At 63.7% G+C, this 14,737-nt stretch carries 13 protein-coding genes; 9 read left to right on the plus strand and 4 right to left on the minus strand.

The window, feature by feature from the left end:
* Positions 1-41: 41 nt before the first annotated feature.
* The 4 genes from BGP85_RS06955 to fliK form a co-directional block, all read right to left on the minus strand.
* Entirely contained in the window at positions 42-2,891 is a 2,850-nt protein-coding gene (locus tag BGP85_RS06955; protein ID WP_146048964.1) for a dermonecrotic toxin domain-containing protein, read from the minus strand.
* Positions 2,892-2,963: 72 nt separating this feature from the next.
* Positions 2,964-5,720 (minus strand): dermonecrotic toxin domain-containing protein, encoded by a 2,757-nt coding sequence (locus BGP85_RS06960; RefSeq protein WP_103446513.1) that lies wholly within the window; start codon positions 5,718-5,720, stop codon positions 2,964-2,966.
* 71 nt (positions 5,721-5,791) lie between these two features.
* Positions 5,792-6,133 carry an EscU/YscU/HrcU family type III secretion system export apparatus switch protein gene (locus tag BGP85_RS06965; protein WP_103446514.1) on the minus strand — a complete coding sequence of 114 codons (342 nt, stop codon included), beginning with the start codon at positions 6,131-6,133 and terminating at the stop codon, positions 5,792-5,794.
* The gene (gene fliK / locus BGP85_RS06970) at positions 6,130-7,689 is read right to left on the minus strand and encodes a flagellar hook-length control protein FliK (RefSeq protein WP_103446515.1); all 1,560 of its coding nucleotides are present in this window, start codon (positions 7,687-7,689) and stop codon (positions 6,130-6,132) included. Before fliK ends, BGP85_RS06965 begins: the two co-directional genes overlap by 4 nt.
* Before the next feature lie 132 nt (positions 7,690-7,821).
* Between fliK and ccmA the strand changes: the two genes are divergently transcribed.
* From ccmA to ccmI, 9 genes are read left to right on the plus strand one after another with little or no spacing between them, the layout of a single operon-like run.
* A complete protein-coding gene (gene ccmA, locus BGP85_RS06975; RefSeq protein WP_103446516.1) occupies positions 7,822-8,454 on the plus strand; it encodes a cytochrome c biogenesis heme-transporting ATPase CcmA in 633 nt (210 codons plus the stop codon).
* Positions 8,442-9,119: a heme exporter protein CcmB gene (gene ccmB / locus BGP85_RS06980; RefSeq protein ID WP_371263234.1), complete on the plus strand. Its 678-nt coding sequence runs from the start codon at positions 8,442-8,444 to the stop codon at positions 9,117-9,119. The genes ccmA and ccmB overlap by 13 nt, the downstream gene beginning before the upstream one ends.
* A gap of 45 nt (positions 9,120-9,164) precedes the next feature.
* A complete protein-coding gene (locus BGP85_RS06985; RefSeq protein ID WP_103448219.1) occupies positions 9,165-9,932 on the plus strand; it encodes a heme ABC transporter permease in 768 nt (255 codons plus the stop codon).
* Positions 9,929-10,105 (plus strand): heme exporter protein CcmD, encoded by a 177-nt coding sequence (gene ccmD, locus BGP85_RS06990; RefSeq protein WP_103446517.1) that lies wholly within the window; start codon positions 9,929-9,931, stop codon positions 10,103-10,105. The genes BGP85_RS06985 and ccmD overlap by 4 nt, the downstream gene beginning before the upstream one ends.
* Positions 10,102-10,557, plus strand: a complete 456-nt coding sequence (gene ccmE, locus BGP85_RS06995) for a cytochrome c maturation protein CcmE (protein WP_103446518.1) — start codon at positions 10,102-10,104, stop codon at positions 10,555-10,557. Before ccmD ends, ccmE begins: the two co-directional genes overlap by 4 nt.
* 11 nt (positions 10,558-10,568) lie before the next feature.
* Positions 10,569-12,542, plus strand: a complete 1,974-nt coding sequence (locus BGP85_RS07000; protein ID WP_181004515.1) for a heme lyase CcmF/NrfE family subunit — start codon at positions 10,569-10,571, stop codon at positions 12,540-12,542.
* Complete coding sequence (locus BGP85_RS07005) at positions 12,539-13,075, plus strand: DsbE family thiol:disulfide interchange protein (protein WP_103446520.1); 537 nt, start codon at positions 12,539-12,541, stop codon at positions 13,073-13,075. Before BGP85_RS07000 ends, BGP85_RS07005 begins: the two co-directional genes overlap by 4 nt.
* Positions 13,072-13,548 (plus strand): cytochrome c-type biogenesis protein, encoded by a 477-nt coding sequence (locus BGP85_RS07010; protein WP_103446521.1) that lies wholly within the window; start codon positions 13,072-13,074, stop codon positions 13,546-13,548. Before BGP85_RS07005 ends, BGP85_RS07010 begins: the two co-directional genes overlap by 4 nt.
* Positions 13,541-14,731: a c-type cytochrome biogenesis protein CcmI gene (gene ccmI / locus BGP85_RS07015; RefSeq protein WP_103446522.1), complete on the plus strand. Its 1,191-nt coding sequence runs from the start codon at positions 13,541-13,543 to the stop codon at positions 14,729-14,731. Before BGP85_RS07010 ends, ccmI begins: the two co-directional genes overlap by 8 nt.
* Positions 14,732-14,737: the final 6 nt, after the last annotated feature.

The raw sequence follows: 14,737 nt of genomic DNA on the forward strand, positions 1-14,737 counted from the left end.
GGCGCCCTTTGGTTTTCTGGCTCGGTGCGCGACGCGCTACGTCAGTGATTCAGATTACGCCAACCAAACCCGTTGTTGACGCGTACTACCCGTGAAACACGGAACAGTGACTGCAGCGTGTTCTGCAGCTCTTCGGTCGAAACAGGGTGAAGGTCGGCCCCCAGCAAGGTGGGCGGGTTCAGCAAGGGACAACTGAGCAGCTTGTAGATCTTTTTCATCTGCCGCAGTGCAGGCAGGCTATGGTCCACAGCCTCATTGAACATACCAATGCCGGTGAGCTCGCTCAGGGCTTTGGCATAGGTAGCGAATCTGGGTGCATGGGCGCCCTTGGCCGGCCAGTGCTTATTCTGAGTGAAGAATCCGGGCCTGGAATCGAGCTTGAGGTTCATCGTGTTAATGACCTCCATCAGGGTCGGGTTGCGCGGATGGCTACCGATCACGCTGGTGTTGTATTGCTGATGAGCGCCCCTGAACGGGTTCGATGTCGGCTGTTCCAGCAATAGCCCGTCGGCGGTGGTTCGCAGCGGTACATTGCCGATCCAGTCGTTGGCTGAAGCGTCGTTGATGATGCCTGCCGCCAAAGGATGGGAGGGGGGGGCCAGCAGGTCATTGTCGATGTCCATGTACAGGCCGCCATCCTGGTACAGCGCATGATACTTGAGCATGTCGTTGGCGGCCGTCACATGGGAGGAACCTCGGGCAGGGCCCTCCATGGCGGCATCGTAGAATTGCCTGGTGTATCCCATGTTGGTGTAGAACCCTTGTCGCTCAAGGGGAAGCACTTGCAGGTCGGGTGCGGCGACGGCCAGTGCACGGGCATTCTGGTTGAAGGCGGCGGCGTTTTGCTCGGACAGATAGAGGTAGTGACCGTAACCGGCATCCTTGAGCAAACTGGAATTGCGCCCGATGCGTGTGAGCATGCCGGCTGTCAGGGGCTTGTCGCCGATCCACAGGTGCACCACTCGCTTGGGAATGTGTGCCTGGTTGACCTCTGGAACCCTGGGTACTTCGATGGGCAGGTTTATTTCTATGCCAAGATTGCGCAGCGTGCTTTCACGCATGGCATTGGTGACGAAACGCGGGCCATCGATATCTGCCTGGTAGGCACGCAATTGCGTGTGCTCCGCGACATAGCGTGTGGGCGAGGGGTGTCCGATATCGCTTGTCTTCACAAAAGCGTCCGTTTCCAGTTCATACAGCCAATGCGTTGCCGGGTCGCGTACATCCACGAGCGTGTCCATGCCGACGTGGGTGGTCTGGCGGTTGATCAGCATTTGCCGCTGGGGTTCGGGAAGTGGCTCGACGGGGACCGGCTGCTCGAAGAATGCCTTGAAGTTGTCACCGGTCCAGCGCGGCCTGGGTGCCCTTGTCGGGCTGAGCGGGTAGCCGATCTGTCCATTGATTCTGCCAGGGGCGACGAATCCATCGAATTGTGTCTGGAAAACCTTCTTGCTGGCGGACCATAGCTTGTCCGCCAACGGCAGGGCGCACAGTGCTCCAAACGCGACGTTCAGGGCGCCATCGGTTTTTTCTTCAAGATTCTTGCCATTGATGACTTCATCCAGGCCCAGGCCGAGCTGGGTGATTCCGCCAATGGCAACCACCCATCCCAAGCCTGGTACCACCAAGGTCAATGGGGCTAGCAGGGTCATCGTCTGATTCAGGTAGCCTCGCCATCTGGCCTTGATGACATCGCTGTTGGTCGTGATCAGGAATCGGGCATCTTCGTAGCTTCGCTGCCGTAGCCGCGAAGTGATGTGGCTGAACAGGCCGTCGGTTACCAGCGGGCTGTACTCGTCGACCTTGTGGTTGATGTACTGCGTTGACCAGCCGCTGGCCGGGATGACCAGGTTGTTGACATACAGGAAGCGCGGCCCTTGGTAACTGGCCAGCCCTTTGAGGGTATCTTCCAGCCCTGTGTAGCCGAGCCCGGTTGGAAAGTCCTGGAGGCGAAAGTGCGTCAGCAATGACCTGCGCGTTTCGCTGTCCTTGCACTGTTGCACCAGCCAGGCTTTCATCGCACTGGTGTTCTCGAACTCGTGCAAAGGCGATGAATTGCCGGGTACGTAGAGCAAGGTCAGCCCCGAGTTCCGATCCGTAACGCACGGGATATCGGTGGCGACATAGCCATAGATGTTAAGCATGCGTGTTTCTACGGTGCCTGCATGCTCTGTCGAGGCTTCCCCATCGGGTACGATGCCAATCGCCCGCCAGGCCAGGTCGCAACCTGCTTCGCTCAGGCTGCCTTCCTCTACCTGCTTGTTGCAGGCCGCGAGAAAATTCACCTGGGACAGCGTCGCATAATCATCGAACTTGTGTTGCCAGTAGTCGTCGAGGCTGGCGATGTACTCATCGTGCAGGTCCAGTTCCCAGATGAACGTTTGAAATGCATGTGTATCGGTGGCGATCTGAGTTTGCTGGGTATACCGCATGGGCTGCGTCTTGCGGAACAGGCCTTGATAGACCGCGTAATCATCCAGCGCGCCGAACAGACCGCCCTCCGGGAGCTCATCGACGATCTGCACGTGCCCTTGGGCAAACGCCCTGGCCCAGCTCTCCCGAGGCAGGCTCCAGTCGCGCAGGAGCCCGAGAAAGTCGAGCACGCCATAGGTGCTGAGCGCGATGTACTGCAGGTTGTCGGGCTGCTCTTGCCACTTTGACAACACCGCCTGGCCGAGGGGGAGCTGCTCGACGACCTTGGCAAGCCATCCTCCTTCAGGGTTGGGCTTGTAATGCAGGGTCACCGCCAAGGCGGTATCGGGATCGAAGTCCGGACCCTGTGCCTTGGCCCACTCCCGTATTCGTTCGATGCTGAGCCGATCGGGGCGCGGGATGTGGGTGAGGTGGTCGAGTGCGTGCCGGATCCCGGAAGGGTGCAATTGAGTCGTCATGTGCTGACCTGCCATTGTGGTGGGGCCTGCATGATGGACGCAGGCCCGGCGCCGCAAGGGGTATGTATGTACTCAGGTCGTGGCCCAGGAGTGGTTGCCGCCGACCTTGACCGAGCGGTTCAGTGGTAGCAAGTTGCGCAATGCTTGTTGGTATTGATCAAGTTCAATGAACTGCCATGAATGGATACGCGGCATGTTGTACAAGTTCATGATCTGGCGCAGGGTGCGCAGAACCGGCAGGCGTTGATCGACAACATGGGTGAGCAGGTCAGGCCCTGTCAGGTAGCTCAGGCGCTTGGCGTAGCGATAGAAGCCAGCAGGGTCTTCGGCCAGGCTTGGCTTACTGTCGTAGAAATCCCGATTGGCCTGGTAACGAGCGAGCATCTCCTCGGAAATTGCCTCGAGCGTGGGGTTGCCTGCATGGCTGCCGATCACGCTGGTGTTGTAGAGGCAGTTCATGCTCATTTTCTCGTTGGACATGGGGGGCGGCAGCAGCAGGCCATCCGGGGCGGTGAGCAGTGCAACCTGCTCAAGCGGTTCGCCAGGGTTGCCGACGGGGTGCCCGTCGACGACCAGGGGCGGTTCGCCCGCTGCCAGCAGGTAGTCGTCCACATCCATGTACAGCCCACCTTCATGGTGCAGCATGGGGTAGCGCAGGACGTCGGAAGCTGAGGCGAAGTTGCACGCCACTCCGCCGTTGCCGTCCAGCGCAGCCTGGTACTGGGCGTAGTATCGGCTTTGCTGGAAGGTGCGGAAGAAGCTTTGCTCTTCCAGCGGCAGCACCTGCAGGCCCGGGGCGTGTTCGGCGAGGAGGCGCAGGTTTTCGGCGTAGGCCGATGGCGACTCAGCGGAAAGGAACAAACGGATAGCGTAGGCGCTGTCGTTGGCGCGTGCGGCGTTGCTTGCCAGGTTGGCGATGAGCGACGGGCTGAGCACCTTGTCGCCAACCCAAAGGCAGGAGATCGTTTTCGGGATGGCCTGGCTACTCTCGTCCGGTACTAGAGGAAAATCCACCGGCAGTGGCAAGTCGACGCCCAGTGCCCGAAGGGTGCGCATGCGTGTAGCGTTGCTGACTTCTCGACCGGCAGCTGCCGGGACCAGATCGTGGCTGCCAGGGCGGGCTATGTAGGCAACCGGGTCGACTTCATTGAGCGCGTTGTCCTGAATGAACGCGTCTCGCTCCATGTCGTAGATGACGCGTGCGTTGTAGGTATTGATACGCGTGTCGAGGTTATCCGGTGTGCCATCGTAGCGAGGGACCCGTATCACCGAGTCAGCCACGGCCTGATCGCCTTCCGGCAATGGCGGGATGGGGTCAGGGATGTGGAAGTACGGCGCGATATCGACGTTTGGCAGGTGCGGCGGCGAAAGCGGGCTGAGCGGGTAACCGAGCTGATCGTTGATGCGGCTTGGCACTACGAAACGGTCGCTCTTGCTTTCGAACAGCACCTTGCTGCGGGCAACCCCGTGCACGATCAGCGGCATGGCATTGAGCAGGCCCCAGGCGATTTCGGCCACGCCGTCGTGCCTGTCTTGCAGGCCCTTGCCATTGATGGCCTGGTCCAGCCCAAGGCCGAGCTGGGCGATACCACCGACCGCCAGCAGCGGTGCCAGGCCAGGTACCACAAGGCTCAGCGGCGCCAGCAGGTTGAGCGTGGTGTTCAGGTAGGTGCGCCAACGTGCCTTGGTGACGTCACTGTCGGTGGTGATGATGAAGTCGGCATCGTCGTAGCTGCGCTGGCGCTGCCGCTCAGCCAGGGCCTGGAACAGGTCGCCAGTGATTCTGGGGCTGTATTTGCCAGGCCGATAGTTCACATAGTCGCGGGGCGACCAGGTGCCATCGTCGTTGAAAAAACCGTGCTCCGGCGGCAAACGATGCCTGCGGGGATATTCGCCCAAGCCTTCCAGGGCGGTATCGAGACCACTGAAGTCCAGGCCCTGGGGGCCGTCGGCCAGTCTGAAGTGCTGCCTGAGTGCTTGGCGGCTGGCGGGGACCTTGCATTGTTGGCCAACCCAGTCCTTGAGTAGCGTTTCACTGGCGAACTCCAGCAACGGAGCGCTGTTGCCTGGGGCATAGAGTAGGGTCAGATCGCTACTGGCGTCGTTGATGTACAACAGGTCGGTTGCCGCGTAGCCATAGATGTTCAGGGTGCTCAGGCGCAGGCCTTGGCCTCGCGGCAATAGGTCGGCGGCACGCCAGGCCAGGTGGCGTCCGGCATTGCTCAGGCTGCCTTGTGCGACCTGAAGATTGCAGGCGGCGACGAAATTGAGCTTGCTGGACAATCGGTAGCTGTGCAGATGGTTGCGCCAGTAATCATCCAGCATGGCTTTGAATGGCGTGTGGAAGTCCAGCGCGGTGATGAACTGTTGAAAGGCCTCGGCGGCTATCGGAAGGTGCGTCGAGGCGTCGTAACGGGCGGGCTCGGTTCGCCGGAACAGGCCATTGAACACTTCGTATGCCGCGCCAGAGTGGTTGAGGGTTGGCGCTGGCAAGGTTTCGACCATGCGCAACGGGCCGTCGGGCAGGGTACCGGCCCAAGAGGGCTTGATCAGGGCATCGAGGAGATCATTGTTGGATTCACCTTGCCAGTTGCCCAGCAGCGCCTGTGCCAGGTTCTGGCGCTGGGTCACTGCCGCCAGGTAGGTGCGCGGGCCATCAGCGCGGTAATGCAGGGTGACGACATCGATCTGTTCGGGGTCGAGGTCGAGGCCACGCTGGGCCAGCCACTGGCGGATCCGCCGATTGGCCTCGCGATCGGGGCGTGGCATGTTGCTCAAGTGGTCGCGGACGTACTGCACACCGCTGGCGTTGATTCTGCTGGCAGACATGGGGTTTACCTTGCTCGGTTGGAAGAACGGGCAAGGCTGCGACGACGAGGCTCGCTGGCTGCGGTAGATATCTACAGGGATCGGCCTGGTGGCAGGCGCAATGGGTCGGGCGTGATGTCGCGCTCGGCGGCGGGCTCTTCGCTGAAGCCGACCGGAACCCGGCCACGCAATTGCCAGGCGAAGGCAATGATTTCGGCGATGGTCAGGTACAGCGCTTCGGGGATCTGTTCGCCCAGTTCCAGGCGGGCCAGCAGGCGCACCAGCTCGGCGTTTTCGTAGATCGGCACTTCGTGCTCGCGAGCAAGGGCCAGGATGGCTTCGGCCAGCTCGTCATCGCCCTTGGCGGTCAGCGTGGGGGCTTGCTGGCCATCGTAACTGAGGGCGATGGCCTGGCGCGGTTGCTTGTGGGTCATGCGGTTTCATCCACCCAGCGTTGCTCCACCCGCGTGCGCGGGCCCTGTGGTGGAATGCCGGGGTGGCATTCCAGGTCACCGACCTCCAGGCCGCGGGCCAGCAGGCGTTCGCGCAGTGCACCGAGCTGGCTCTCGATCAGCCGCGCGGTCTGCTCGCGCTCGGCCCACAACTGACCGGACAGGCGCCCTTGAACCAGTTGTGCCTGGACTTGCAGCGGGCCCAATGGAGCAAGATCAAAGGCCAGGTCGATCCGCCATAGCGCCTGCAGTGGGTCTTGCTGGTCACGCTGCTGACGCTCGGCCTGTTGTTCCGGGGTTTCTTCGCGCTGCAGTTTCACTTGCAGAGGGATGAACTCCTGTCCGTGGCGGACGGGTACTTCGGTTTGCCAGGTGGTCTGGAGGTTGCCGTTATCCAGCGTGCCGGATTGCTGCAGGCTGCTCAAAGCGTGGCTTTGCAGGCGCGAGATGGCAGCGGCGGCCAGGCGCAGCAGTTGCTGCAGGTCGCCTTCGTTTTCCATGGCCTGCAGCAACCGTGAGGGCAGCGGGAATGCGCCTGGCGGTGTCCTTGGGCTGACCCGGTCGAGCATGCCCAGTGCGCTGCGGGCCATGGCCGGCAGCGCCTGGGCCAGGGTGCTGGCGGCGGTCACCGGATTGGCCAGCGCGCTGACCGAGGCCTGCGCCACCAGCCGCACCAGTTGTGCCTTGAGATCGGTGGCCACGCTGGCGCTGAGGCCGCCGAGCAACTTGGCCTCGAGAAAGGCGCCGCTGTTGCTCAAGGCTTGGGCGAGCGCCTTGCCGTCACTGAGCTGGCGGGCATCCGGCAAGCTGGCCAGAAGGTTGCTGGCGGTGCTGCGCAGTTCACTGTCACTACCCGGGCTGTTGGCAATCTGCTGCAGCGCGCTGAGCAGGCCGGGCAGGGAAGCCTGGCGACCCTGCTGAGTCAGCAGCTGCTGGGCGATGTTCAATTGCTCCTGGCGACCGCTTAGTGGCATGAAACGCAGCGACTGGTCACCTTGTACCAGGGCACTGAGCAGGCTACCGATCGGCAGCGGGCGCGGGCTGTCGATGGTCAGCGTGGCACCGGCCTGGGCAGTGTTGAGCAGGCTCACCAGCGAGCGGAAGCTGGCCACTTCGCCCGCCCTTTGCGGCAGTGGCTGGTTGGTCAGGACCTTGCCCTGCAGCAGGGTACCGACCGGCACCTTGCTGGTATCGAGCTGGGTGAGGGTGGCAACGTTGCTGGCACTGGCTTGCTGCACCATGACGGCCAGGCGGTTGCTCTCTGGCTGGCTGATGGTGAACTGGCTGCCTTGCGCGAACGGCTGGCTGGCAGTGGCCTGGAGCTGGGTCTGGCTGCCGCTGGCCTGAATCACTTGCAGCACCAGCTGGAAGGTACTGCCGCTCTGACGCATCGCCAGCACTTCGGCCTGAGCGGTTTCGCCGGGCTTGAGCAGGCCGGGTTGGGCCTGGGTCAGGTTGAGCAGCTCACCGGTCAGCTGGGCCTTGATCGCCTGCGGATTGATGGCGGTTTGTGCGCCGAGACTATTGATTTCAGTCATGATTGTATACAACCTGTGGAGCCCGCCCTCTTGGCAGCGTGGCAGCACATGTAATAATGCCTGCCGCCTGTCACTGCCAGTATAACGGCAGCGAGCTGGGCGACTTGAGAAGCATATAGATAAGGCGAATCCGTGACCCTTCACCTCCAAGCCGTGGGCCTGGCCTGCGAGCGCGACTGGCGCCTGTTGTTCGAGCATCTCGATTTCGAGCTGCGCCCCGGCGACATGCTGCAGATCAGCGGCCCCAACGGCAGCGGCAAGACCAGCCTGCTGCGCCTGTTGGCCGGGCTGATGCAGCCGACTGCCGGGCAGATCCTGCTGGGTGGCCAGCCGCTCGGCGAACAGCGCGACGCCCTGGCCAGCATCCTGCTGTGGATCGGCCACGCCGCCGGTATCAAGGACCTGCTCACGGCGGAGGAGAACCTCACCTGGCTCTGTGCGCTGCACCAACCGGCCACCCCTGAAGCCATCTGGTCGGCACTCGAAGCGGTCGGGCTGCGTGGTTTCGAAGACGTTCCCTGCCATACCCTGTCTGCCGGCCAGCAGCGCCGCGTGGCCCTGGCCCGGCTGCACCTGGACAGCCCGCCGCTGTGGATCCTCGACGAACCCTTTACCGCCCTCGACAAGCAGGGCGTGGCCCAGCTTGAAGCGCACCTGGCCGCCCACTGTGAACAGGGCGGCACGGTGGTGCTGACGACGCACCACACGCTGGAACGCAAGCCGACCGGCTACCGGGAACTCAATCTGGGGCAATGGGCGGCATGAGCGTATTCATCCTGTTGCTGCGCCGTGAAGCGCGCCTGCTGTTCCGCCGCCCGGCAGAGCTGGCCAACCCGCTGGTGTTCTTCGCCATCGTCGTGGCGCTGTTCCCGCTGGCGGTGGGGCCTGAAAGCCAATTGTTGCAAACCTTGTCGCCTGGACTGGTCTGGGTCGCGGCCTTGCTGGCCGTGTTGTTGTCGCTCGACGGCCTGTTCCGCAGCGACTTCGAGGACGGTTCGCTGGAGCAGTGGGTGCTGTCGCCGCACCCGCTGGCCATGCTGGTGCTGGCCAAGGTGCTGGCGCACTGGATCTTTTCCGGGCTGGCGCTGGTATTGTTGGCGCCATTGCTGGCGCTGATGCTGGGCTTGCCCAGCCACTGCCTGCCGGTGCTGCTCGGCTCGCTGCTGCTGGGCACGCCGGTATTGAGCCTGCTGGGCGCTGTTGGCGCGGCGCTGACGGTCGGTCTCAAGCGCGGTGGTTTGTTACTGGCATTGCTGATTCTGCCGTTGTATATCCCTGTATTGATCCTGGGCAGTGGTGCACTGCAGGCGGCATTGCAAAATATGCCAGCCACTGGCCACCTGCTCTGGCTCGCCAGCCTGACAGCCCTGGCGGTTACCCTGGCGCCCTTTGCGATAGCGGCCGGCCTGAAGATCAGCGTCGGCGAATAACGAGTCCCGGGCTCTCAAGCCCGGCTAATACCCTGGATGTACCTGATGAAAATGAGCTGGACGTGGTTCCACAAACTGGGTTCGCCGAAATGGTTCTACGCCATCAGCGGCCGCATGCTGCCATGGCTGGCCGTTTCCGCCGTGCTGCTGCTGGTCACCGGCGTGGTCTGGGGCCTGGCCTTCGCCCCTGAGGACTACCAGCAGGGCAATAGCTTCCGCATCATCTATATCCACGTGCCGGCGGCGATGCTGGCGCAGTCCTGCTATGTACTGCTGGCAGTGGCGGGAGTGGTGGGGCTGGTTTGGAAGATGAAACTGGCCGATGTCGCCCTGCAATGCGCAGCCCCAATCGGTGCCTGGATGACCGCCGTGGCGCTGGTCACCGGGGCCATCTGGGGCAAGCCGACCTGGGGCAGCTGGTGGGTCTGGGACGCACGGTTGACGTCGATGCTGATCCTGCTGTTCCTGTACTTCGGCATCATTGCCTTGGGCCAGGCTATCAGCAACCGCGACAGCGCGGCCAAGGCCTGCGCGGTGCTGGCCATCGTCGGTGTCATCAACATTCCGATCATCAAGTACTCGGTGGAGTGGTGGAACACCCTGCACCAGGGCGCGACCTTCACCCTCACCGAAAAACCGGCGATGCCGGCCGAAATGTGGCTGCCGCTGCTGTGCACGGCGCTGGGTTTCTATTGCTTCTTCGGTACCGTGCTGCTGCTGCGCATGCGCCTCGAAGTGCTCAAGCGTGAGGCACGCGCCAGTTGGGTCAAGGATGAAGTGTTGAACAGCCTGGGGCGGAGGGCCGCGCGATGAGTTTCGCTTCCTTCGGCGATTTTCTCGCCATGGGCCACCATGCCCTGTATGTCTGGTCGGCCTATGGCATCTGCCTGGCGGTGCTGGCGCTGAATGTCGCTGCACCGCTGCTGGCCCGCCGTCGCTACCTGCAAGATGAGGCGCGCCGTCTGCGCCGGGAGAACCACCAGTGAATCCGCAGCGCAAGAAACGCCTGTTCATTATCCTCGGCCTGCTGGTCGGGGTTGCGGTTGCCGTCGGCTTTGCCTTGAGCGCCCTGCAGCAGAACATCAACCTGTTCTACACCCCGACCCAGATCGCCAACGGCGAAGCGCCGCTGGACACGCGCATTCGTGCCGGCGGCATGGTCGAGAAGGGCTCGGTGCAGCGTTCCTCCGATTCCCTCGACGTGCGTTTTGTGGTCACCGACTTCAACAAGTCGGTACCGATCACCTACCGCGGCATCCTGCCGGACCTGTTCCGTGAAGGGCAGGGCATCGTCGCCCTCGGCAAGCTCAATGGCGACGGCGTGGTAGTGGCTGACGAAGTGCTGGCCAAGCACGACGAGAAGTACATGCCACCCGAGGTCACCAAGGCCCTTAAGGAAAGCGGCCAGGCGGCCAACGGTGCGGGGGCCAAGCCATGAACGCGGCGCTGGTGATCCCCGAACTCGGCCAGCTGGCGATGATCCTGGCGATCTGTTTCGCCGCCGTGCAGGCCACGGTGCCGCTGCTCGGTGCCTGGCGGGGCGACAGCCTGTGGATGAGCCTGGCGCGCCCGGCCGCCTGGGGCCAGTTCACCTTCCTGGTGTTTGCCTTTGCCTGCCTGACCCACGCCTTCATGACCGACAACTTCTCGGTCGCCTACGTGGCCAGCAACTCCAACAGTGCCTTGCCGTGGTACTACAAGTTCAGTGCCGTCTGGGGCGCCCACGAGGGCTCGTTGCTGCTGTGGGCGCTGATCCTCGGTGGCTGGACCTTTGCGGTGTCGATTTTCTCGCGGCAACTGCCGCAGGTCATGCTGGCACGTGTGCTGGCGGTCATGGGCATGATCAGCGTCGGCTTCCTGAGCTTCCTGATCATCACCTCCAACCCGTTCCAGCGCCTGCTGCCGCAGGTGCCGACCGACGGCCGTGACCTCAACCCACTGCTGCAGGACTTCGGCCTTATCGTCCACCCGCCGATGCTGTACATGGGTTATGTGGGCTTCTCGGTGGCCTTCGCCTTCGCCATCGCCGCGCTGCTCGGCGGGCGCCTGGACGCGGCCTGGGCGCGCTGGTCGCGGCCATGGACCATCGTCGCCTGGGCCTTCCTCGGCGTCGGCATCACCCTGGGCTCGTGGTGGGCCTACTACGAACTGGGCTGGGGCGGCTGGTGGTTCTGGGACCCGGTGGAAAACGCCTCGTTCATGCCGTGGCTGGTGGGCACTGCGCTGATCCACTCGCTGGCGGTGACGGAAAAGCGCGGGGTATTCAAGAGCTGGACCGTGCTGCTAGCGATTGCCGCGTTCTCGCTGAGCTTGCTGGGGACCTTCCTGGTGCGTTCCGGCGTGCTGACCTCGGTGCACGCGTTCGCTGCCGACCCGGCGCGTGGCGTGTTCATCCTGATCTTCCTGCTGTTCGTGGTAGGTGGCTCGCTGACCCTGTTCGCCCTGCGCGCCCCGGTGGTCAAGAGCCAGGTCGGCTTCGCCCTGTGGTCGCGTGAAACCCTGCTGCTGGCCAACAACCTGATCCTGGTGGTGGCGGCTTCGATGATCCTGCTGGGCACGTTGTACCCACTGGTGCTCGATGCCCTGACCGGGGCCAAGCTGTCGGTCGGCCCACCTTACTTCGATGCCCTGTTCCTGCCGCTGATGGCGCTGCTGATGGTGGTGCTGAGTGTGGGGGTGGTGGTGCGCTGGAAGGACACCCCCGGCAAGTGGCTGGCGAAAATGATGACCCCGGTGCTGATTGGCAGCGCGGTGCTGGCGCCGGTCGCGGGCTTCATCGTCGACGATCTCGACTGGCCGGTCCTCAGCGCCTTCGCCTTGGCGGCCTGGGTGGTGCTCGGCGGGCTGCGTGACATCGTCGACAAGACCCGCCACAAGGGCCTGGCCAAGGGCGTGCAGGGCCTTTCCCGCAGCTACTGGGGCATGCAGCTGGCGCACCTGGGCCTGGCAGTGTGTGCCCTGGGCGTGGTGCTGTCGAGCAACAACAGCGCCGAGCGCGACCTGCGCATGGCGCCGGGCGAGAGCGTCGAGCTGGGCGGTTACCACTTCCTGTTCGAGGGCGCCAAGCACTTCGAGGGGCCGAACTTCATCTCCGACAAGGGCACCATCGTGGTCACCCGCGACGGCCGTGAAGTGACCACCCTGCACCCGGAAAAGCGCCTGTACACCGTGCAGCAGTCGATGATGACCGAGGCCGGCATCGATGCCGGGTTCACCCGTGACCTGTACGTTGCCCTGGGCGAGCCACTGGAGAACGGCGCCTGGGCGGTGCGCGTGCATATCAAGCCTTATGTCCGCTGGATCTGGCTGGGCGGTCTGCTGACCGGCCTGGGCGGGTTGCTGGCGGCCTTCGACCGACGCTATCGCGTCAAGGTCAAGACCCGGGTGCGCGAAGCCCTGGGCGTGTCTGGAGCTGCTGCATGAAGCGTTGGATCATGGTCGTGCCACTGGCGGTATTCCTGCTGATGGCGGTTTTCCTCTACAAAGGGCTGTTCCTCAAGCCCGACGAGTTGCCGTCGGCGATGATCGGCAAACCGTTCCCGGCGTTTGCCCTGGCGTCGACCCAGGGTGAGCGCAACCTGACCCAGGCCGACCTGCATGGCCGACCAGCGTTGGTCAACGTGTGGGCCACCTGGTGCCCGTCGTGCAAGGTCGAGCACCCGTACCTGAACCAGCTGGCCCAGCAGGGCGTGGTGATCCACGGTATCAACTACAAGGACGACAACGCAGCCGCGCAGAAATGGCTGGCCGAGTTCCACAACCCGTACCAGCTGGATATCCGCGACGAGCAGGGCAGCCTGGGGCTGGACCTGGGCGTGTATGGCGCACCGGAAACCTTCCTCATCGACGCCAAGGGCATCATCCGCTACAAGCACGTCGGTATCGTCGACGCCGACGTGTGGCGCGAGCAGCTGGCGCCGCTATACCAGGGCCTGGTCGACGAGGCCAAGCCATGAGGCGCTGGCTGGCAGCCGCCGTGCTGGGCATGAGCCTGGCCGGCGTGGCCAAGGCGGCCATCGATACCTACCAGTTCCGCGATGACGCCGAGCGCGAGCGTTACCAGCAACTGACCAAGGAACTGCGCTGCCCCAAGTGCCAGAACCAGGACATCGCCGACTCCAACGCACCGATCGCCGCCGACCTGCGCCGCGAGATCTTCCGCATGCTCGGCGAAGGCAAGAGCAACCAGCAGATCGTCGACTTCATGGTCGATCGCTATGGCGATTTCGTGCGCTACAAGCCGGCGCTCAGCGGCCGCACCTGGCTGCTCTGGTTCGGCCCGGGCATCCTGCTGGCCGGTGGTTTCGTGGTGCTGGCGGTGATCGTCCGCCGTCGCCGTGGCCCGGCAAGCCAGGCCGCACAGGAACTGTCCGTCGAAGAACGCGAGCGTCTCGCCAAACTGCTGGAAAAAGAACAGACCCATGACTGAATTCTGGCTTAGCGCGGGCCTGCTGCTGCTCGCCGCCCTCGGCTTTCTGCTGATCCCGATCCTGCGTGGCCGTCGCCAGCAGCAGGAAGAAGACCGCACCGCTTTGAACGTCGCCCTGTACCAGGAGCGCGTAGCCGAACTGGCCGCCCAGCAGGCCGCCGGCGTGCTCGACCAGGCGCAAATGGCCAAGGGCCGCGATGAGGCGGCCCGTGAGCTGCTGGCCGATACCGAAGGCGCAGAACCTGCACGCCAGGGGCACCTGGGCAAGGCCCTGCCATTGCTGGCGGCCGTACTGGTGCCAGTACTGGCACTGGGACTGTACCTGCACTTTGGCGCGGCGGACAAGGTCGAGCTGACCCAGGAATTCGCCGCTGCACCGAAGACCATGGACGAAATGACCACGCGTCTCGAGCGTGCCGTGCAGGCCCAGCCGGACTCGGCCGAAGGCCTGTACTTCCTTGGCCGTGCCTACATGGCCCAGCAACGCCCGGCCGACGCGGCACGGGCCTACGAGCGCGCCGTCGCCCTGGCCGGTCGCCAGCCAGAACTGCTCGGCCAGTGGGCCCAGGCGCTGTACTTCGCCGCCGACAAGAAATGGAGCGCGCAGGTGCAGGCGCTGACCGACGAAGCGCTCAAGGCCGACCCGAACGAGGTCACCAGCCTTGGCTTGCGGGGCATCGCCGCCTTCGAGGGTGAGCGCTACCAGGAAGCCATCGACTACTGGAACCGACTGCTGGCGCAATTGCCCGAAGGCGATGCCTCGCGGGCGGCACTGCAAGGTGGCATCGACCGCGCCGCGGAGCGGCTGGGCAGCACCGGCAGCAAAGCCCAGGCCACTACGACAGCCCGCCTGAAGGTGCGGGTGGAACTGGCGGCGGCGCTCAAGGACAAGGTCAAGCCTGACGACACCGTGTTCATCTTCGCCCGTGCCAGCAATGGCCCGCCCATGCCGCTGGCGGCCAAGCGGGTGACCGTGGCGCAATTGCCGCTGGAGGTGGAATTGTCCGATGCTGACGCTATGCTGCCGCAGATGAAACTGTCCCAATTCGCCGAAGTCCAACTGGTTGCACGAGTATCGCGCGCCGGCCAGCCGACCCGCGGCGAATGGATCGGCCAGGGTGCGCCTCTGGCCAATACCACCCAGGCCACCCAGCACCTGACCATTGACAGCCCAGACCAGTAAGAGAAC

Source organism: Pseudomonas putida, assembly GCF_002906855.1.
GTDB lineage: Bacteria > Pseudomonadota > Gammaproteobacteria > Pseudomonadales > Pseudomonadaceae > Aquipseudomonas > Aquipseudomonas putida_N.